This is a genomic window from Corynebacterium sp. HMSC05D03 (genome assembly GCF_001807205.1).
Taxonomy (GTDB): domain Bacteria; phylum Actinomycetota; class Actinomycetes; order Mycobacteriales; family Mycobacteriaceae; genus Corynebacterium; species Corynebacterium aurimucosum.
The window spans coordinates 169,630-188,936 of record NZ_KV788186.1 but is presented as its reverse complement, the minus strand read 5'-3'; the positions used below and the strand labels follow the sequence as shown (position 1 = coordinate 188,936).

22 protein-coding genes are annotated in these 19,307 nt (G+C 60.2%); 11 read left to right on the top strand and 11 right to left on the bottom strand.

Annotated elements, in window-relative coordinates; genetic code table 11:
• The 3 genes from HMPREF3147_RS10395 to HMPREF3147_RS10385 form a co-directional block, all read right to left on the bottom strand.
• Entirely contained in the window at positions 1-717 is a 717-nt protein-coding gene (locus tag HMPREF3147_RS10395) for an ABC transporter ATP-binding protein (RefSeq protein WP_070447267.1), read from the bottom strand.
• Complete coding sequence (locus HMPREF3147_RS10390) at positions 714-1,256, bottom strand: PadR family transcriptional regulator (RefSeq protein ID WP_070447264.1); 543 nt, start codon at positions 1,254-1,256, stop codon at positions 714-716. The genes HMPREF3147_RS10395 and HMPREF3147_RS10390 overlap by 4 nt, the downstream gene beginning before the upstream one ends.
• Before the next feature lie 253 nt (positions 1,257-1,509).
• Positions 1,510-2,262: a M23 family metallopeptidase gene (locus HMPREF3147_RS10385; RefSeq protein ID WP_070447261.1), complete on the bottom strand. Its 753-nt coding sequence runs from the start codon at positions 2,260-2,262 to the stop codon at positions 1,510-1,512.
• 376 nt (positions 2,263-2,638) lie between these two features.
• On the opposite strand from HMPREF3147_RS10385, the gene HMPREF3147_RS10380 reads away from it, so the two are divergent.
• Genes HMPREF3147_RS10380 through purH form a run of 3 tightly spaced genes read left to right on the top strand, consistent with a single transcriptional unit; the run spans position 2,639 to position 6,594 of the window.
• Complete coding sequence (locus HMPREF3147_RS10380) at positions 2,639-4,375, top strand: cell division protein PerM (RefSeq protein WP_070447257.1); 1,737 nt, start codon at positions 2,639-2,641, stop codon at positions 4,373-4,375.
• A gap of 41 nt (positions 4,376-4,416) precedes the next feature.
• A complete protein-coding gene (purN, locus tag HMPREF3147_RS10375; protein ID WP_070447254.1) occupies positions 4,417-5,022 on the top strand; it encodes a phosphoribosylglycinamide formyltransferase in 606 nt (201 codons plus the stop codon).
• A gap of 39 nt (positions 5,023-5,061) precedes the next feature.
• The gene (purH, locus tag HMPREF3147_RS10370; protein WP_010187644.1) at positions 5,062-6,594 is read left to right on the top strand and encodes a bifunctional phosphoribosylaminoimidazolecarboxamide formyltransferase/IMP cyclohydrolase; all 1,533 of its coding nucleotides are present in this window, start codon (positions 5,062-5,064) and stop codon (positions 6,592-6,594) included.
• 225 nt (positions 6,595-6,819) lie between these two features.
• Here purH and HMPREF3147_RS10365 read toward each other — a convergent pair whose 3' ends face one another.
• The gene (locus tag HMPREF3147_RS10365) at positions 6,820-7,653 is read right to left on the bottom strand and encodes a flagellar basal body-associated FliL family protein (RefSeq protein ID WP_070447252.1); all 834 of its coding nucleotides are present in this window, start codon (positions 7,651-7,653) and stop codon (positions 6,820-6,822) included.
• A gap of 271 nt (positions 7,654-7,924) precedes the next feature.
• Here HMPREF3147_RS10365 and HMPREF3147_RS10360 point away from each other — a divergent pair, with 271 nt between their 5' ends.
• Both HMPREF3147_RS10360 and HMPREF3147_RS10355 read left to right on the top strand, forming a co-directional pair.
• Positions 7,925-8,848: a hypothetical protein gene (locus HMPREF3147_RS10360; protein ID WP_070447250.1), complete on the top strand. Its 924-nt coding sequence runs from the start codon at positions 7,925-7,927 to the stop codon at positions 8,846-8,848.
• A 68-nt stretch (positions 8,849-8,916) separates the two neighbouring features.
• Positions 8,917-9,807 carry a serine hydrolase gene (locus tag HMPREF3147_RS10355; RefSeq protein ID WP_070447248.1) on the top strand — a complete coding sequence of 297 codons (891 nt, stop codon included), beginning with the start codon at positions 8,917-8,919 and terminating at the stop codon, positions 9,805-9,807.
• Positions 9,808-9,830: 23 nt separating this feature from the next.
• On the opposite strand, the gene HMPREF3147_RS10350 is transcribed toward HMPREF3147_RS10355, so the two are convergent.
• The gene (locus HMPREF3147_RS10350; protein WP_070447246.1) at positions 9,831-10,499 is read right to left on the bottom strand and encodes a hypothetical protein; all 669 of its coding nucleotides are present in this window, start codon (positions 10,497-10,499) and stop codon (positions 9,831-9,833) included.
• A 144-nt stretch (positions 10,500-10,643) separates the two neighbouring features.
• Between HMPREF3147_RS10350 and HMPREF3147_RS10345 the strand changes: the two genes are divergently transcribed.
• Positions 10,644-11,966, top strand: coding sequence for a serine/threonine protein kinase (locus HMPREF3147_RS10345; protein ID WP_070447244.1), 1,323 nt, complete (start codon positions 10,644-10,646; stop codon positions 11,964-11,966).
• Between the two features lie 134 nt (positions 11,967-12,100).
• The gene (locus HMPREF3147_RS10340) at positions 12,101-12,781 is read left to right on the top strand and encodes a DNA-binding response regulator (protein WP_246815768.1); all 681 of its coding nucleotides are present in this window, start codon (positions 12,101-12,103) and stop codon (positions 12,779-12,781) included.
• Positions 12,782-12,798: 17 nt separating this feature from the next.
• Here the strand turns inward: HMPREF3147_RS10340 and HMPREF3147_RS10335 are convergent, their stop codons facing one another.
• The 6 genes from HMPREF3147_RS10335 to rpmB form a co-directional block, all read right to left on the bottom strand.
• Entirely contained in the window at positions 12,799-13,515 is a 717-nt protein-coding gene (locus tag HMPREF3147_RS10335; RefSeq protein ID WP_070447240.1) for a TetR/AcrR family transcriptional regulator, read from the bottom strand.
• Positions 13,516-13,603: 88 nt separating this feature from the next.
• A complete protein-coding gene (locus tag HMPREF3147_RS10330; RefSeq protein ID WP_070447238.1) occupies positions 13,604-14,398 on the bottom strand; it encodes a hypothetical protein in 795 nt (264 codons plus the stop codon).
• A 240-nt stretch (positions 14,399-14,638) separates the two neighbouring features.
• A complete protein-coding gene (gene rpsR / locus HMPREF3147_RS10325) occupies positions 14,639-14,893 on the bottom strand; it encodes a 30S ribosomal protein S18 (RefSeq protein WP_010187626.1) in 255 nt (84 codons plus the stop codon).
• Between the two features lie 15 nt (positions 14,894-14,908).
• Positions 14,909-15,214: a 30S ribosomal protein S14 gene (gene rpsN, locus HMPREF3147_RS10320; protein ID WP_010187625.1), complete on the bottom strand. Its 306-nt coding sequence runs from the start codon at positions 15,212-15,214 to the stop codon at positions 14,909-14,911.
• A gap of 3 nt (positions 15,215-15,217) precedes the next feature.
• Positions 15,218-15,382 carry a 50S ribosomal protein L33 gene (gene rpmG / locus HMPREF3147_RS10315; RefSeq protein WP_010187624.1) on the bottom strand — a complete coding sequence of 55 codons (165 nt, stop codon included), beginning with the start codon at positions 15,380-15,382 and terminating at the stop codon, positions 15,218-15,220.
• A gap of 2 nt (positions 15,383-15,384) precedes the next feature.
• Positions 15,385-15,621, bottom strand: a complete 237-nt coding sequence (gene rpmB / locus HMPREF3147_RS10310; protein ID WP_010187623.1) for a 50S ribosomal protein L28 — start codon at positions 15,619-15,621, stop codon at positions 15,385-15,387.
• A gap of 538 nt (positions 15,622-16,159) precedes the next feature.
• Between rpmB and HMPREF3147_RS10305 the strand changes: the two genes are divergently transcribed.
• The 4 genes from HMPREF3147_RS10305 (at position 16,160) to HMPREF3147_RS10290 (ending at position 19,180) form a co-directional block, all read left to right on the top strand.
• Entirely contained in the window at positions 16,160-16,429 is a 270-nt protein-coding gene (locus HMPREF3147_RS10305) for a type B 50S ribosomal protein L31 (RefSeq protein ID WP_005530151.1), read from the top strand.
• A gap of 15 nt (positions 16,430-16,444) precedes the next feature.
• A complete protein-coding gene (gene rpmF, locus HMPREF3147_RS10300) occupies positions 16,445-16,618 on the top strand; it encodes a 50S ribosomal protein L32 (RefSeq protein ID WP_010187615.1) in 174 nt (57 codons plus the stop codon).
• 256 nt (positions 16,619-16,874) lie between these two features.
• Positions 16,875-17,573 (top strand): response regulator transcription factor, encoded by a 699-nt coding sequence (locus HMPREF3147_RS10295; RefSeq protein WP_070447236.1) that lies wholly within the window; start codon positions 16,875-16,877, stop codon positions 17,571-17,573.
• Between the two features lie 158 nt (positions 17,574-17,731).
• Positions 17,732-19,180 carry a sensor histidine kinase gene (locus HMPREF3147_RS10290; protein ID WP_246815767.1) on the top strand — a complete coding sequence of 483 codons (1,449 nt, stop codon included), beginning with the start codon at positions 17,732-17,734 and terminating at the stop codon, positions 19,178-19,180.
• The last annotated feature ends 127 nt before the right edge of the window (positions 19,181-19,307 follow it).

Here is a 19,307-nt window from a genome sequence, read left to right as displayed (position 1 = left end):
CTAACGCACCTCCTCGCCGGTGAGGCGCCCGTCGCGAACCATGACAACACGGTCAGCCCAGCCGGCGAAACGCGGCTCGTGAGTGACCAGTATGCCTGAGGCGCCGGCGTCGATACGTGCGCGCAAAACCTTCATGATCTCCTCACCCGTTGAGGTATCCAAGGCACCGGTAGGCTCATCCGCCAAAAGCACCTTGCGCGGTCCAATGAGCGCGCGGGCAATCGCCACGCGCTGGGCTTGGCCACCGGAGATTTCTTCCGGGAAGCGGTCGATGGTGCCGTCGAGACCGACCTCACTGAGTGCTTCCTCTGCAGCTTCTCGGCATTGCGCAGGCGAGAGCCCGTCCAGCTCAAGAGGGAGGGACACGTTCTCGCCCACGGTGAGGGAAGACACCAGGTTGAAGTGCTGAAACACGAGCCCCAAGTGGCGGCGGCGGGCGATGGCGGCCTTGGCTTTGGAAAGCTGGGATGCATCGGCACCGTCGAGAAGCACGCGTCCCGACGTCGGTGGCTGTAACAGCCCCGCGACGTTGAGCAGCGTGGACTTGCCGGAACCAGAAGGGCCCATGACCGCGACGAGTTCACCCGGTTTCAGCTGCAGGTTGACGGAATCCAGGGCGGTGACCTGGCGGGCGCCACTACCGAAGACGCAGGTGATGTTCTCGAGTTCGAGCGGGAAAGGCATGTGCTGGGACGTGGGGATAGAGTCGGGGGTCATCGCGGGGCCTCCTCGGTGGCGGTTGGGTTGGCTAGGGATTCCACGCGGTCGAGCCAGCGTGAGAGAGATTCCAGGTCGAAGATTTGGCGCTCAACAGCCAAGCGCTGGGCGCTGCGCTCTGCGGGCAGTTCCGAGGCTTGGCGGTTGAGCTCACGCAGCTGGCGGACGGTGGCAAAGCGCTGGGCGTCGAGCACGGCAATGACGTCGACGTCGGAGCGTCGCGCTGCAAGCGACACTTTGAGCACGAGTTCATCGCGCTCGATGGCGTCGTTGTGCAGGGTGGACATCCACCACTGTGAGAGCTCTTCGCGGCCAGTTGGGGTTATGGCATAGCTGGTGGCGCGGCGCCCGGTGGGGCCGGTGAGCTCACCGTCGGTGGCGATAAGGCCATCGCGTTCCAAGCGGCTTAAGGTCTGGGCAACTTGACCCATGTTGAGCGGCCAGAGGCTGTCGAAGGTCTCGGCAAAGCGCGTTTTTATGTGGCTAGCTGTGGCGGGTTCTTCACTCAGCAGAGCAAGCACGGAGTGTTTGACGGACATGGTCACCTCCTGCGCGGAGGAAAGAGGGAGAATACGATCGGTACATACCCGGTAAGTTACCGGGTAACCTTTGGGGCGGTCAAGAGTTTTCGGGAAAGGAATCTTTCAGTACCCCCGTCCGCTTGCCCGGTGTGGAGTAGGTGGTGGAGCGTGCTCGAAGGCAAGGGCGGGGTGGTAGAGATGCAAAAAGCGGCACAGAGCAAAAGTGCTCTATGCCGCCTAAAAGTTGTTGGAAGGTTAGGTTGGGTAGGGCCTAAGAAATGTTGACGCCGCGCTCTGCAAGCCACGGAATCGGGTCCACAGCGCCCTCACCGGTGGGGTGAATTTCAAAGTGCAGGTGGGAGCCGGTGGAGAAGCCCAAAGAGCCCATGCCGGCGATCTTCTGGCCGGCGTGGACGCGCTCGCCCACAGCGACGTCGAGGGTCTGCATGTGTCCGTAGACGCTCATGGAGCCGTCATCGTGCTTGATGCGGATCCACTGGCCGTAGCCGGAAGCCGGGCCGGAATCGATGACGGTGCCGTCCATAACGGAGAGGATTGGGGTGCCTACGGCATTGGCAATGTCGATGCCGGAGTGGAAGGAGCCCCAGCGGGGGCCGAAGCCAGAGGTGAAAGTACCTTCTGCCGGGCGAGCAACGGACGGTGCACGGTTGGCTTCGTCAGCAGCTGCGCGCGCATCGGCGGCCTGAATGGCCTTATCGAGCTGGGTAGCCAGGTCAGCGACCGGCTTGGTCTCAGCTATGGAGAGGATCTGTGGTGCGGCATCCTCAACGGCGGCCTGTGCGCCCTTGAGCGGATCGGTATCTGCCTGCAAGGTGTAGTCGATGGACTGTGCCTTGGTCTCACCAGTGCCAGCGGATTGAATGGTGCCGGCTGCGGCGCCTCCAACACCTGCGGTGGATACGGCGCCTGCGGCGACGGTCATTACCGCCAAGCGCCCCTTCGCGGTCTGCGAGGTGGTGATCTTGCGGTGGCGACCTGTGCTTCGCTGAGTCTTGCTTCGCATGAACTCTACTTCCGTCCTAATTCACTATCGTCCAGCCAGAACAATCGTTACATCTAAACCTGGTTGGTTATCCGATTGTGACCTTCCTGTTACCAACGAGATGTAACAGTAGCGTCTCGGCGAGAGCGGAGCAACCCGGATTGCGGTTTTTCTTCTTGATACGTCGAAAGATTTGCTTGTCTTGATGCGGTAGCTGATTCCTGTGAATGAAGTGATTCTCTGGCGGTGCTTTCGATCTCCGGTAGCGCAGTGCGCGTGTGTAGTTCTCATGAGCGGATGGGGCTAGGGATATAGCTGATAAAGAGTATCCGTTCGGGGGTGTGCGCGACCTTTTAAATCAGACCTCGTCGCGCCACCCTCGGTGGGGGAGGTGCCCGTGGCAAAGTGGACGCCGATGAATAAGAACACGAGTCCCCAGTCTAGGTCGTCTGCCCGTCCACGCGCGCACGTGCGTGGACGCGGTGATGGTGCTGAGCGCTCTGAGCGAGGGCACCGGCGGGATCGCCGGGATCCTGCGCAGCGTATTAAAGGTATCGAGTCAGACAAGGCACGTGCCCGCCGCGCACAGGCCCCAACGACACTGCGCGGGCGCATCCGCCGCATGCTCATCGTCGTCGGTGTTCCGCACCTCGTTGTTGTCCTCGGCATCCTGGTGGTCGCCATCGCAGCACTTCTCCTCACCAGCTCCCCGTCGGCGTGGCTAAACACCATCGTCGGGGAGGCTTGGATGGTGTTCAACCTTGCGCCTATCCGCGCTGGCGGAATTGATGTGGGCTTCGTTCCAGCCCTACCTGCACTGCTCTTGGCCTGGTTGGTGGGTCGCCGTGTGCGCGCGGCGGTGAAGGATAGGGTGAGCATCAACGACCTGCTTGTCTTGAGCGCCTGCGTGCTGGTGGTGCCACTCGTCCTGACTTTCATTGCGTGGTTGATGCTGTGGGATGCCGGGAAAGTCTATGACGTTTCTCCTCCGGAGCTCTATCGCGTCCTTCCCCGCATGCTTCTGCTTCATGCGGTTGCCCTTATTGGTGGCATGGGGCCGCGCTTGTGGAAGGCCTTGGCCAAGCGCAGCGGCATTCCGCGCGTGTTTGTCGACGCCGCCCGCATCGGGCTGAGCTACCTCGGATACCTAGTTGCGGCTGGGCTCGTCCTCGTGGTGGTGCTGTGGGGATTCGGTTGGTCGCGTCAGGCCGACATGCTTGCCAGCTATCCGGTGCTCAATGCGCTGGGAACAATCGGCCTGTTTCTAGTGAGCATTGTGTACCTGCCCAACGCCGCGGTGGCAGCCGGCGCAGTGCTGAGCGGCTCGGAGATGCACATTGGTGAGGGAACCAGTGTGAGCCTCTTTAGCGGCCATGTAGTTCCGCTTCCTCCGCTACCTTTGGCCGCCGCGATTCCGCCTTCCATTAGCCCTTGGTTCGCAGTGTTGTTGGTGGTCCCAGCAATCGCAGCCGTGGCGGCATTTGCTCGTCGCCGCGCCCTGGTGTCTTTCCAGGTCGTGCTCGTTGCAACCATCACGGTGGCAGTGACCGCCCTCGTGGCAATCTACGGTGTTTCCGGAACGTTGGGAGTGTACGGATACACAGGCCCTGAGGTCTGGACTGCGGTGGGCTTGAGCTCCCTGTGGTGCCTCGTCGTGGGATGTGCTTTTGCCGCCGCACAGGCAGTGACGGCGTGGCGTGCGCGCCGCGCCACCGCCCCGGTTGCTGAGCCGGAAGCTTCGGCTGCAGCTGAGGACGTTGAGGAGGTCACTGAGGACTCCACCAGCGCCGCTCAGGAAGAGCACGAGCAGGAACAGGCAGCGCTTGATGACGACACCGGTGCCGAGACAGCCGCCGACACCGACATAGACGCCGACACCGACACCGAGGACGAGGCTGATGCCGAGGCGAAGACTGACACGGAGGAAGCCGATTCCGAAGTAGAGGCTGACGCTGAGACGGAGGCTGTGCCTGAGGCTGATGTGAGTGATGCAGAAATCGTGGAAACGGGCGATGTTGACGTCGACACCCAAGCTGAAATCGAGGACGAAGCAGTAGCGGATGAAGACGGCGATGCGGAGCGTGCTCCAGAAACAGAGGAGAGCGAAGAGCCCGAAGGTTCCGTTAAAGAGTGAAAATTCCCCGGTTCGCAGCGGTAGCGGCTAGGCTGTAGCGCGTGACTACACCGCATCAGCCCGCTGCTACTGCCCGCCTCAACGTCGTGGTTCTGGTTTCTGGAACCGGCTCTTTATTGCAGGCCATCTTGGATGGCCAGGATGAGCACTACAGGGTCGTGAAAGTCATCGCGGACGTGCCTTGCCAAGGCATCGAGCGCGCGCAGGCGGCGGGAATCGCCACCGAGGTCGTAGAGATGGGTGCTGACCGCACCGAATGGAATAAGCGTCTGGTTGCCGCAGTGGATACTGCGCAACCAGACGTTGTTGTTTCCGCAGGTTTTATGAAGATCCTGGGTAAGGATTTTCTGGATCGCTTCGAAGGTCGCACCATCAATACTCACCCTGCGCTCTTGCCTGCCTTCAAAGGCGCGCATGGCGTGCGCGATGCGCTGGCTTATGGCGCCAAAGTCACAGGCTCGACTGTCCATTTCGTTGATGCTGGTGTCGATACCGGCTCCATCATTGCCCAGGAACCCGTCCGGGTCCTGCCAGAGGATGATGAAGCCAGTTTGCACGAGCGCATCAAAGTGGTCGAAAGAGAACTTATCGTCGATGTCCTCCGCGCGATGCGCGTGGAGGGCGAGACGCTCAGCATTCAGCTCTAACTATCTCATTACCGCAAGGAAGGCTTAAGTCCCCGTACCATGAGCGAAGATCCTAAGAACATCAAGCGCGCGCTAATTAGCGTTTATGACAAGACCGGTCTGGAAGACCTTGCCCGGGCACTTGATAACGCTGGCGTGGAGATCGTTTCCACCGGTTCCACCGCGAAGAAGATCGCGGACTTGGGCATTGATGTCACGCCCGTCGAGAAGCTCACCGGCTTCCCAGAGTGCCTCGAAGGCCGCGTAAAGACCCTGCACCCGCGCGTGCATGCAGGAATCCTCGCGGATACCCGCAAGGAGGACCACCTGAAGCAATTGGAGGAGCTGGAGGTAGAGCCCTTCCAGCTCGTCGTAGTCAACCTGTACCCCTTCCGCGAGACTGTGGCTTCCGGCGCGGACTTTGATGGCTGCGTGGAGCAGATCGATATCGGTGGTCCATCCATGGTGCGCGCTGCCGCGAAGAATCACCCGTCCGTCGCAGTCGTCGTGGATCCAGCCCGCTACGGTGATGTGGCTGACGCTGTGGCCAACGGCGGCTTCACCTTGGAAGAGCGTCGTGGCCTCGCCCGCGATGCCTTCCTGCACACCGCTGATTACGACGCCGCGGTGTCCGCATGGTTCGTCGATCAGCTCAGCGACGGTGACGTGACCACTCCGCTGCGCTACGGCGAGAACTCCCACCAATCCGCGACCGTGACCCGCATCGGTACCACTGGTTTGGCCAATGCGAAGCAGTTCAACGGCAAGGAGATGAGCTACAACAACTACCAGGATGCTGACGCCGCCTGGCGCGCTGCCTGGGATCATGAGCGCCCGTGCGTGGCCATCATCAAGCACGCCAACCCGTGCGGCATCGCGGTGTCTGAGGAGTCCATCGCGGCTGCCCACCGCGCAGCACACGCCTGCGATCCAATGTCTGCCTTCGGCGGAGTCATCGCGGTGAACCGCGAGGTCACCGTCGAGATGGCCGAGCAGGTCAAGGAGATCTTCACTGAGGTCATTGTGGCTCCGTCTTACGAGGAGGGCGCCATCGAAGTTCTCAAAGCCAAGAAGAACCTGCGCGTGCTGCAGGCAGAGCATGAAGCGCCCAAGGAGGAAGTTAAGTACATCTCCGGTGGCATGCTCACCCAAGAGCCGGATACCTACCAGGCAGAGGGCGATAACCCGGCCAATTGGACGCTGGCTGCGGGTGAGGCGTTGAACGAGTCCGACTTGGCGCAGCTCGAATTCGCTTGGCGTTCCGTGCGCGCGGTGAAGTCCAACGCCATCCTGCTGGCCAAGGACAACGCCACCGTGGGTGTCGGTATGGGCCAGGTCAACCGCGTCGATTCCGCCAAGCTCGCGGTGGAGCGTGCTAACACGCTGGCCGACGGCGCCAACCGCGCCGAAGGTTCCTTCGCTGCTTCCGATGCTTTCTTCCCGTTTGCCGATGGCCTGGAGGTTCTCCTTGAAGCCGGCGTGAAGGCCGTGGTGCAGCCAGGTGGTTCTATCCGCGATGAGGAAGTCATCGAGGCCGCTAAGAAGGCAGGGGTGACCATGTACTTCACGGGAACCCGCCACTTCTTCCACTAAATCCTGGATAGCCCGCTGCCGTAGGCAGCGCGCAGCCGTCTCTCTTCGCCGTTGCTGTTTCGCCGCGCGGGGAAGGAGGCGGCTTTCGTATATATGGCAGCTTTCCCTAGAGGGCAGTAACTGCCCTAAACGACGAAGTTATGCGCCGCCACTGCAGTCAGAGGCTATAACTTTGGCAACTAGGGCAGCTTTGGCGCTACCGCGCGAGGGGCCGTCGGGTGTGCGCTACTGCGCGTGGAGGGAAGCCGCCGCGAAGCCAGTGTTGTCCGCAGGATTGCCGTTGGCGTCCTTATACGTAAAAGTAAAGCGCAGGGCTTGGTGGTCTGCGATGTTGATGGGCATCTCGAGAGCCTCCTCTGCCGGGACCTCGAAGGAAGCCAGCTCAGCACCGTCAGCTCCGTTGACGGTAACGGTGGCGCTGGCAACATCAGTATTCTCCCGGTCATCGCTGAAACCAAAGACCGCGTTGAGTTGGCTATGGCTTTCGGCCAGCTGCACATCAGCGATGTTAGTGCTGCCGGAGCGCGAGACATAGGAATCCGGGAAGAAGGTGCGGGCAATGACCACGCCGTCAGCCTCCAGGTCAGTATCGATACGGCCGCTGGTGGCAAGAGGAGTTCCCGGAAGCGTAGCTGTTGAGGTCGGTTCGGAGGATGCAGCGGTGTGGCCTGAGCCGGACGACTCGCGTCCCCAGATAAACCATGCACCGACGCCGAGAATGACCGCGAGGATGACAAGCAGAGCAATCAGCGCGGCGATGGCACCACTGAAACGACCTGTGCCCTTCGGCGGTTGTGGAGCGGTGTACGCGGTGGGTTGAGGTGGACTCGGCGGAGTTGGAGCACTCCCGCCGAAAGGCTGTGAGCTGGGGCTAGCAGATTGCCCACCAAACGGCGGAGTGTTGCCGAACCCGCCCGGAGAACCGCCCGAGCCGGACTGATGTGGGCCGTTAGCACCGCCGGGGGCGCCGGGGCGGCCAAACCCCGGAGCGGGTGAACCGAAGCCGGAGGAACCGGAATTGCGTGGCGGAGTGCCCGAAGGGCCGGTAGGAAACGTCATGGCTGGGAGAATAACAACCTTTCCGTGCACAGGGGAGATAGAGCATTGAGATACCTCTAATAATCTAAACCCTCCACCGCTGTCCGCGCGGACAGAGATGCAAACTCGTGGGAATACTCCCCATCAGAATCAGAAAAGTCGTGGAAACACGGCGTCGTGAATGAAGCACGATGCACGAACCTCACCGCAATCGTGGTAGCTGTGCAAAGATAAGAAAGATAGAAAACGCCTATCGGGCATAACCAGAACGTCTAGATCTACGGAGGCTTCGGTGACTGACTCAGATCGCAACCATGGATTCGGCGCACAGTACCCGCAGGGAAATAGCGGCCAGCCGCAGCCTTCCCGTAAAGATACCCACCCGGAAACCGCGGATTTTGAAGCGCCGCCAACGCAACAGCGTCCCCTGCCGCCCCGGAGCTACCCGCAGAACACGGGAAACAATCAGAGTTATGCGCACTCCGGCGAGCGCAATTACTCGAACCCTTTTGCCGCCTCCGGTGCATCAGGCCAGTACGGCCAGCAACAGCAGTTCCAGACGCAGCACTTCGCGTCCCAGCAGGTGCCGCAGGACGGTAGCGGACAGTATGACCAGCAGCCAGCAGGGTACCCCGCTGGCTATTCTCAGGAGAGCAGCGGACGTGGCAGCTCCTCCAACTCCGGCAAGTTTGTGCTTATCGCCGTGCTGATCCTGGCGGTCGTCCTCGTTATGGCCGCGCTGGCCTACATTTTTTTCTTCAAACATGCCGACTCACATTCTCAAGCCGGCTCGCCCCTGACCACCGCGCAACTCACCGAGCAGAATGAGAGTGCACAGGAAGACGCAGAGAGCGCGGGGAGCGAGGAGAACTCTGAAGAAACGACAGAACAGACCACGACGACCTCGCAGTCTCACAAGCGCCCCGAGTACCCGGACTTGCCGGAGGGGGCGATTCCGGCGAACGACGCCGCGCGCAACAACGAACCGGGTGGCAACTTCAACAGTGTCTACCGTGGAACAGTGGTAACGACGGAATCCTTCGCCAACGTTGTGCGCGATGAGTACGTCAAGCACTACGTGGAAACCCACGAGTTTGATGCCACCATTAAGGCCTACAGCCCAGTCACCGAGATCACCTACACCATGGATTGTTCCGACAACGGTGAATTTGTCACCTGTACCGGTGGAAACAACGCGGTTGTGCTCATCCTCTAATGCTCAGGCGGTCAACAATGAAACAGGTAGCAATGCGACGTCGCAGCCCTGTACAGCCGCGGCGTAGGATGGCAGTACTAGCAGCGCTGGTGGGGATTGCGGGGGCGTCGCTAAGCGCCTGCACCATTGGTGATGTCTCCACACCTGAGTCCAGCACTCCGGCGAGCAGCCCACAGCCCACGCTGCCTGATTCCGGGGCAGAGGTATCTGATGGACCCGCCGCTGATTCAGCCCTCGACAAGGAACCAACCATGATTAATGCTACCGACCTTCAGGAAGCTGTCGACGCCATCGCTGCAGACAACCCCGGTACCGGGATCGCGGTGGCCGGCTCAGGAACCGTCGCAGCGGCTGGCAACACCGGCCCGCTGCCTGCGTGGTCCACCGTGAAAGTCCCGTTGGCCATCGCCGCCGAACGCGCCGGGGTGGCGGATCCCGATACCGTATCCCGGGCGATCACCTATTCCGATAACGCCGCGGCCGATTCTCTCTGGGAGGCCCTCGGCGGGGGAGAACAAGCCGCACAAGCCACCCAGGCCATCATTGGCACAACTGAGGTCCCCGCTACGCCACCGCGCCCCGGTTTTAGCGCCTTCGGCCAAACACAGTGGTCGGTGTCTGAGCAAGCAGAATTCATCGCCGCGCTGGGGTGCCACGAAGGCACGGATCCGATCCTTGCAGCCATGGGACAGCCGGATCCCGCGCAGAACTATGGTCTTCGGGCTTTAGAAGGCGCGGTGATGAAAGGCGGCTGGGGGCCGGCCGAGGACGGCTCTTATGAAGCCCGCCAGATGGGATTAATCACGCTAGGCGGGCACACGGTGGCAGTGGCGATCTATGCCGCAGCGCCTTCCGGCGATTATGGCGAAGCACAGCAGATGCTGAGCCGCGTGGTCAAACAGCTGGCCACGGCAGAGGTCGAGTGGCCCGATGCGCGATGCCAGCAGGGCGCTGTTTAAGAAGCACGAGCGATGTAAAGGCGCTAGCGCGGCCAATAGTCCTCGAATTCGCCGGCCTCGCCGTCGATGTCATAGTCCGTGCCGCGAATGTTCAGCACGGAGCCGGTGTCTTTCCCGCTGGCTGGATCAAGAATCGTGGCGCTGAAGGAATCCCCTTCACCACGCGCCGGGCCAAAGGCAGCGCCGCTGGACCAAACACCGCGGTAAAAGAGGGAGTCCTGTTTCTCACAGACCACAATGTGTGAATCGGGATCGGTGCCATGGGCAGCGAAGATCATATCCTCCCCCTGTTGGCAGCGTGCCTCAGGATAATCGGACCAACCGGCGGCAGTGAGTCCCTCGGGGACGTCGGCAGCCCCGGCGCTCACTGAGGTTCCCGGAGCCTGCTCGCTCGGTGCTTCTGCCTCGTCCGTTTCTTCATCTTTCTGCGCAGCAGTCGCCTCCGGGGAGGCAGCCTCCTCCTGAGGGGCTGTCTGCTCCGAGTTTTCGCTGGTGCTGGACGTTTGTTGGCTGGTGGAGCGGGCGTCGTACCAGATAACGAGGCCTGCAATCACCAGCGCAATGAGAATTGCGATCGCGCAGATGATCGGAACGAGGTTGCGCTGCTCCGATTGAGGCTGCCGAGACTGGCCCGACACCGGTGTAGGGGGCTTATGCTCGTGATGGTTAGTGCCAAATCCTGGGGTCGTCATAGGGTCCTTGGAAAACGGTAGAGAACAACACGTAGCATAACCGGCTTGGCAACACCGGACGGAACCGCGCTTAAGTACCCTCCATTTGGGGGCGATGGGACATGGCAACATCATGCTGCCCAGTGCATATGGTCCAATGGGGCAGTGACTAATTCCTACTTCGTGCAATGGCTGACCCAGCAGAAGCGCTACACCAACGTGTACCTGTTGGGTGAAGGCGGCATGGGGCAGGTCTTTCATGCCACGGATCCGGACCTTTCCCGTGAGCTCGCCGTCAAGGTGCTGTTGGATGACGTCCGTGATGAAGCCTCCCGCGCCCGTTTCCACAATGAAATGAAGGCGCTCACGAAGATCGGTAGCCACCCAGGGGTAGTCCAGTTTTATTCCAAGGAGTCCACCCCGCGCGGCGATGACGTTATGGTCATGGCCTTCATCGACGGCAAAACCTTGGGGCATGCTATCCGTGAGCGGGCTCACCAGGGCCGGGGATTTAGCGTGGCGGAGGTTGTGTATTACCTCAAACCAATTGCCTCGGCGTTGGATTATATGCACCATGAGCTGCACCCTGGGTGGGTGCATCGGGACATCAAGCCCGCCAATATTCTATTGCGTAAGAACCCCGGCAGCTTGCCACCGGCTGTACTGAGTGATTTCGGAATCAGCATTGAGGAGGGCCAGTCTCGGCTGACCAAAATCGGCCACATTGTGGGAACTGAGAAATACTTGGCCCCGGAAAATAACGGTAATGCTTATGGCGATGATGATATGTCGGCGCGCGCGGACGACTATTCCTTGGCCCTTATCGCCTTCGAGATGCTTACGCTGCATCATCTTAAGGACACGATGCCGCGCAGCGAGTGGGAAGGGCAGCGGCGCATCCCGGATCTGTCCAGTGATGCCTTCGCCGAATTCCTGGCAGGGGACACAAGCCGAGTTGTGTCGGAAGTACAGACCGTACTGAATAAGGCACTCAACAGCGTGCCCATGCAGCGCTATGCGCGGGCCCAGGACTTCATTGCCGCGCTTGGCGACGTCTCCCAGTCCCGCCCCGCCCAGCGTGTGGCGGCACCGGCCGCCGATGCTCCGCGTATCGCGCCCACGCCGCAGCCTTCGGCACGGCCAGAGCAACCGCGAAATGCGGGAAGAGCTGGGCAGCCGAGCCAGTTTGGTCGGCATCCTCAACCCTCCCAACGCTGGCCGGAACCTGCCGCTTCCTTCGGATCCGTGGAACGGGCAAGGCCTACTGGCTTCGTTGCCCCTTCGAACCCGATCGCGTCCCCGGGGACTGTGTCACCTTCCACACCGGTTACGCCGGCGATGCCAGGGTCTACCGTCCAACGCCGTTCCACGCCGCAGCAAGCAAACAACAAGCCGCCTGCGAGGGATAATTCAAACGCTCTCATTATCACGGTGACCGTCGTTGTCATCATCCTCATCTTTGTGGTGACGTGGGCTATCGTGGCCTAGCGCTAGCGGGGTGGGGCAGTAACTTAGCGAGCGGAACTAAAGTGAGAGCCGCTACACTGAAAGACACTGTTTGAAGGCGCCTCGCCGGGATGGATGGCGATGTGCGCACGTTTCCCAGCCCTACGGAGGTGTCTATGAGCTCGCAGCAGCCACTCCCACCGCAGAACGCTCCTCAGGGGCCGCGGCTGCGCATTGATGATTTGATCGGTGGCGTGATGGTCATGTCCCCGGGCCAAGAAGTCATTGTCGGCCGCGCCGGTGACTTCCGGGTAGGCGAGGAGGACCTCAGCCTGCACCGCCAGCTTTTTCAGCTGTGGTACGGCGGACAGGGATGGATGATTTGCAACGTGGGCAGCCATATCCCACTGCGCATCGAGCTGCGCGGTGTCACGGGGTTTTCCCGCATCGATTTGGGCCCGCGTTCAGTAGCGGCTGTACCCCCGGGACCATCGAGGATTACCTTTGAGACTCCCGAATGCCCCTATGAGCTGTATATAGACGTGGAAAACAGCAACTACTCGCGTCGCACAAAACGCGAGCAGGATGTCGATGAGGAGCGCACGCGCACCCGCCACGTTCCCAATGATGAACAAGAAGAGCTGCTGCGCCTGCTAGCCAGCTACCTCAAGAAGCCGGGCTCCACCGATGCTGATATCCCTTCGGTCCGCGAGATCGCCGAGGAGCTGGGGTGGACGGAAAAGAAGACGAATCACAAGATGGACCGCCTTGTGGACAGCCTCCGAGCAGACGGTGAAAAGGCGTATAAGCCTTATAAGACCTTCCTAGCGCACTATGCCATCCGGCACGGCCGCTAGGGCATCCGCTACGGCCGCTAGCGAGTCGACTTCTTCCGGTCGGCCGCGGCGGCGGCAGCGGAGGAAATAGAGTCGTTGCGGTTCTTGAGCAGATCTAAGGTGGTCGCTTCGGCGTCCTTAGGCGGGGTGGCGCCGAGGACTGCGAGGGCGGCGTCGGCAAGCATGGCAGACTGCTCCGGTACGCGCTGCGAAGCATCAAATGGCGCGTTGCCATCGTTGGGACGCATCTCAATGACGGAAAGCGCGATGTGGAAGGGCAGCTCGAGGCGTGGATCATCCTCGCCCACAATCCCCGCTGCGGCAGTGCGGAAGTGCTCTTTCAAGCGGTCACGCTGTTCGTGATACTCGCCGAATTCGGGGGAGTTGGCCACCGGCAGTTGATACAGACGGCCTACATTCCACGCTGAGGTCAATAGCAGGCGCGACTCTGCGGCCACAAGGGACCACAAGCGCTGTGCCGGTGCAGCGTCTGAGGCCGCGAGCTCATCCGCGAGTTCCAGCGAAGGCTCAATGGTGGAATTGAGCAGAGTGAGGAAGATATCCGTCTTCGAAGGAAAATGGTAGTACAGCGAGGCCTGACGGATACCGACGGCATCGGCAATCTGGTGCGTGGAGGTAGTCGCAAAGCCCTGGGTGGTGAAGAGCTCGGATGAAGCATCCAGGATCTCCTCGCGCGCGGTGTTTCCCCGGCGGCGCGGACTGTTCTTCCGTGGCCTGCCAACGCTCCCTGCCATGAGGCGGACTCCCTTCGATAAAATTCATGTAATAACTGACGGCAAGTCAGTAATCCTACACCCCGCCGTGAACGGCGATCGTTAACGCTTAGCTTTCACTACAGCTAACCACACTACCGTGCCTAGCCACGATGGATTCGATAGCAGCAGAGACAGTGCGGCACGCCGAACCGTAGGCGGTGCGGTCCAAAGGCGGCAAATCTGCCAGCATAACGCTGTGCTGATCGACGCCCTCGTACCACCGGCCCAACTCGAGGGCGATGCCCGTGCCCCAAGCTAGGCTCAGCCCCTCCGCTTCGGCGGAGGTAAGAAGCTCACGCTCGACGCCAATGGCGAGGCGGTCTGGGGTGGGGCGGGGCGCGGGAGCTGCCCAACGGGCGATGGCAGACACCGGTGCGAGCAAGGAGAGACGAATGGACACGTCGGCAGAGCGGTCGGGGAGACCGTCGACGAGCTTCAGTGGTGCCGGCCGCTGAGACACTGCCTCGGCGTAGAGTTCCTCCTCGCCGCCCGCGCCTAGGGGAAGGCCGGCGTCCGCACGCGTCGATGCTAGGTCTTGCACCGCACCACAGGATAGACCGGCTTCAGTGATAATCTGCTCCAGCTGTTCGTCGGTGCCCAGCCACGTGATGGGGAGAGAGGGGAGAAGATCGCCGCGGGCAGCGGCGCCGGTGAGCCGCACAGGGCTCGCCAGACCGGGAGAGCGGACAATATCGGTCACCACGCGAGAAAACCAGGCAGCGAGCTCAACTCCATCTCCGCGGTGGGCTGTGGCGTTGCGCAGCAGGTCCTGTGCCTCCTCTAGCAGGCCACGGGCATGGGCAGGGGAGTGGCAATGGGTGGCGAGTTCACTGAGATCGGTGAGGGATTCGTGCAGTGGCATAAGGTCCTTGTTTCCCTTTCCATCAGGGGCGTTCTAGCCCTTCAATCTATCACTCTGCACGCGCGCGTTGAACATGACAGGGTGGATACGGGCGCACAAGGTTGCTGGTTGGAAAATAAAAGCCGCCGCCTACTTTCCCCTTTCAGTAGGGAAGGTAGGCGGCGGCTAAAAGCTCTTTTGTCCTGTCCTAGTGTGTCACGAGTACAGCGGCAAAAGTGCGCTGTTGAAACCAGCTAGTGTTTAGCGGGACGTGAACGGCAGGAGAGCCATTTCGCGTGCGTTCTTGACGGCAGTAGCAACCTGACGCTGCTGCTGCGGGGTCAGACCGGTGACGCGACGGGAGCGGATCTTGCCGCGGTCGGAGATGAACAGACGCAGGGTCTTGATCTCCTTGTAGTCAACCTTCTCAATGCCTTCGGCCTTGAGCGGGTTCTTCTTCGGGCGGCGGGTCTGCTCCATACGGAACTTCTTGTGATTATTACGCTTGACAGCCATTGTATGGGTACCCCTTTACCAGCTGGACTTGCGAACGCCCGGCAGCTCACCACGGTGAGCCATGCCGCGCATACGGACACGGGACAGACCGAACTTGCGGAGGTAACCGCGCGGACGTCCATCAGCGGAGTCGCGGTTACGGACGCGGACGCGGGCGGCGTCGCGCGGCTGACGGTTCAGCTCGAACTGCGCCTCGAGGCGCTCTTCGTCCGGGGTGTTCGGGTTCTTGATGATTGCCTTGAGCTCAGCGCGACGCTCCGCGTAGCGGGCGACGATTTCCTTGCGCTGCTCGTTCTTGGCGATCTTTGACTTCTTAGCCATAAATTATCGCTCCTCGCGGAATTCGACGTGCTTGCGGACGATCGGATCGAACTTCTTCAAGGTGATGCGATCCGGGTTGTTGCGCTTGTTCTTACGGGTCACGTAGGTGTAACCGGTGCCCGCAGTGGACTTCAGTTTGATGATTGGACGGATGTCATTACGTGCCATCTTTAGATCTTCTCCCCACGTGCGCGAATCTTAGCCACGACGGACTCGATGCCATCGCGGTCGATGATCTTCATGCCCTTGGTGGAAACGGTCAGGGTGATGGTACGGCCCTCAGAGGGCAGGTAGTACCGACGACGCTGCACGTTGGGGTTCCAACGGCGCGAGGTGCGGCGGTGCGAGTGCGAGACCTGCTTGCCGAATTCCGGCTTGCGGCCCGTTACCTGGCAAATAGCCGACATGGGTCTTCTTTCTCCTAGCCGCCCACATCGAAAGCGACTAACGGAGTGCCTATTCCGCGGTGAGGCGCGGCGCTCGAAAAGTGAGGTTGAGCAGGAGGCATATATCCGTTGAACACCAGTTGATGGGGGCGTAAAACGATTACTTTGACAACAGCAAGGGGAAATCTTACATGCCACGGACTGTAGAACCTAATCACCGTTGAATTATCGTCGGGCTTTGGCGCTTATTATTTGTGTCTCGCCCACGGCTCTCCCGTGGTGAAGCTGCAGGCGGGGGCGTTGGAGGCGGGTTTCCGTGCCTAACTCTGTGGGCTGCGTCCTGCGGCGATTTCGATTTTAATGCCGCTGGCCTGTAGGATATTTCGAGTTGTCGGCGCGAGCCGCACAATTTTGTAAGTATAGAGACCCAACTCGGGCACGATCCTTTCACGCTCCCACAAGCCATCGAGCGCCGTCATCGCGGCGATGCTCGGTGGTATGAAAAGGGAAGCGTCGCGGAAGGAACCGACCCGTAGTTCAACCCTGAGGGAATCGACATATGAAGAAAGATATCCACCCGGATTACCACCCGGTGGTCTTTAAGGACGCCGGTACCGGCCACTCCTTCCTGACCAAGTCCACCGCTACCTCCGATCGCACCGTTGAGTGGGAAGACGGCAACGAGTACCCGCTCATCGTCGTTGACGTGACCGCTGAGTCCCACCCGTTCTGGACTGGTGCGCAGCGCGTTATGGATACCGCTGGCCGTGTTGAGAAGTTCAACCAGCGCTTCGGTGCAATGGCTCGCCGCAAGAAGAAGAACGCGTAAGGAGGATAGAAGAAGATGGCAACTCCTAAGTTTAAGAAATCCCGCGCGAACACCCACTCTCGCCGTTCCCAGTGGAAGGCTGACAATGTCGCCCTCCAGGAAGTCACCATCGACGGCCAGACCGTGCGCATTCCGCGCCGCCTGGTTAAGGCTGCCAAGCTCGGCCTGGTAGACGTCGAGCAGTTCTAAGGTCTGAGGCGCTTTCAGCGTTGAGGTCTTAGGGCCATGACTGCTACCCCGCGAATCCACAAAGAAAAGTGGATTCGCGGGGATTTTTGTTATGCCTGAAAATTTTTGTTTTGTTGTCGTGTCCACTGTTTATGCAGCTTGGAACAATTGTTTAGCACACGCATAAACTATTGCGGTGCTTAAGGGGTGGCTTTTAGGGGGCGACAGGCTGGGTTCTACTTCGTGAATAGGGCCCCGATAGGACATAATTGAGATTATGAAAATTCTTGTCGTCGATGACGAGCAGGCTGTACGCGAATCGCTCCGCCGCTCTCTGAAGTTTAATGGCTACGAGGTCATATTGGCCGCTGATGGCGTACAGGCTGTCGAGATGGTGCACAGTGAGCACCCAGAGCTTCTCATCCTCGATGTGATGATGCCGAACATGGATGGTCTGGAGGTCTGCCGCACCCTGCGCAGCGAAGGTTGGGACCGCCCCATTCTGGTATTGACGGCTCGCGACGGAGTGTCGGACCGCGTTGCGGGTCTTGACGCGGGCGCTGATGACTATCTTCCCAAGCCCTTCGCGCTGGAGGAGTTGCTAGCTCGCGTGCGTTCCTTGGTCCGCCGTGCCGCTGCGGAGTCGATTGCTAAGAAGCAGCCAGTTGAAACTCAGTTGAGCTTTGAGGACCTCAAGCTCGATGCCGATACGCGTGAGGTGACTCGGGGCGAGCGTCAGATTTCTTTGACCCGCACTGAGTTTGCCCTGCTGCGCCTGCTCATGGAGAACCCCCGCAAGGTACTCTCCCGCAATACCATCTTGGAAGAGGTATGGGGCTATGATTTCCCGACCTCCGGAAACGCTCTTGAGGTCTACATCGGTTACCTCCGAAAGAAGACTGAAGAAGGTGGCGAGCCGCGTCTTATTCACACCGTGCGTGGCGTTGGCTACGTCATGAGGGAGGCTATCGCGTGATTCTGCGGAGGCCCGCGCCCGACGCGGTGCCTTCTGAAGCCCTAGATACCACTGCGTGGTTGGGTCTCTCAGGCCGTCGTGGCTGGGCTTCGCGGGCGCCGCTTCGGTGGCGCCTTTCTCTTGTTACCGGTGTCGTTGTCGCCGTTGCGGTAGCCGTAATGACTTTTTTAACCTACTGGTTGGTTGCAGCGTCGATGACGGCGAGCGTCGATAAGCAGATCATGCAACAAGCGGATGTGCTGATGCGGCAAGCTCAGGACCCAGCCTTTGTAGAGAATATCGATCAAGAAATCGCGACATTTAAGCTCTATAACCCCTCGACTCGGGTCTCTATCTCTCCGCCTGCGGTTGCGTTTTCCTACGGTGATGCATTGCCCGTGGGTGGTGATTTTAAGTCGGATGGGGACAGTGTGGAAAGCTCCATCCGTACCTTGGGCGGTGAGCGGGTACTGGCCAAGTACCAAGAAGGCGGTGCGACGGTAGTCCTAGCTAAGGACTTGGGGTCTACCGAAGACCTCGTCTCCGCAGTAGGCTCGGCTTTGCTTATCATCGTGGCCTTTGGCGTTTTGCTGTCCGTCTTTGCGGGCATGGTGGTGTCCAAGACAGGCATGGAGCCCATTGCTCGGCTGAAACGTGCAGTCGATTATGTGACGCAAACCAATGATCTGCGCCCGATTGCGGTCGAGAGCAACGATGAGATGTCGCAGCTGACGGTGTCCTTCAACCGAATGCTGTCCGCACTCCAACACGCGCGCGTGCAACAATCGCAATTCGTGGCCGATGCCGGCCATGAGCTCAAAACGCCGCTGACGTCCATGCGGACCAACATTGAGCTCCTCATGATGCTGAATAAATCCGGTGGCGGTTTCGGTATCAGTGAGGAAGACCGGCGCGATTTGGAAGAGGACGTGATGGCGCAGATGTCCGAGCTGTCGACTTTGATTGGTGACCTCGTGGATTTGGCGCGTGAGGATGCCACCGAAAAGGAACCCGAGCCGGTGGAGCTGCATGAAGTTTTGGAGCATTCCCTCAACCGAGCTAAGCGCCGCCGCCCAGACGTCGACTTCCGTGTGCGGTTTATCCCCTGGGTCCTAGACGGGGATCCCTTTGCTTTGGGCCGAGCCACGCTCAATCTCATGGACAATGCCGCGAAGTGGTCTCCGGCTACGGGCACCGTCCGCGTATCGATGCAGCAAGTAGCCCAGGATAAGGTGCGCCTGCGCGTGGATGACTCGGGCCCCGGTATTGCCCCAGAGGAACGCGACAAGGTCTTTGAGCGTTTCTACCGTTCCGCGGAAGCCCGAGCGATGCCGGGATCTGGGTTGGGGCTGGCCATCGTGAAATCCGTGATTGAGCGGCACAACGGAGCCATCACCATCAAGGAATCTGCAGATGGAGGAACGCGCATGGAAGTCATCCTGCCAGGACATCCTACCGAGGGCGATGCCATGGTGGACGGCCTGGAAGAGCAGCCGAACGAGTTTCAGTTAGATTCGACCGCTGCACAACAAGCGACGGGACAGGCGCAGGAGACTTCCGGAGAATACTCGGAGAACCACAATGACCGCGGCCGAATCTTTGCCGAGCGGTGGTTCAATCAAGGTTGACGTGCCGTGGATCGCCCCAGTTCAGAGCACACAGGAAACGTCCAGGCTTTCCTAGCACACTGGCAGAGCAGAGACAGATGCGCACCAGCTTGAAAGAGCACACTACCTGATATGAATATGAGGAATT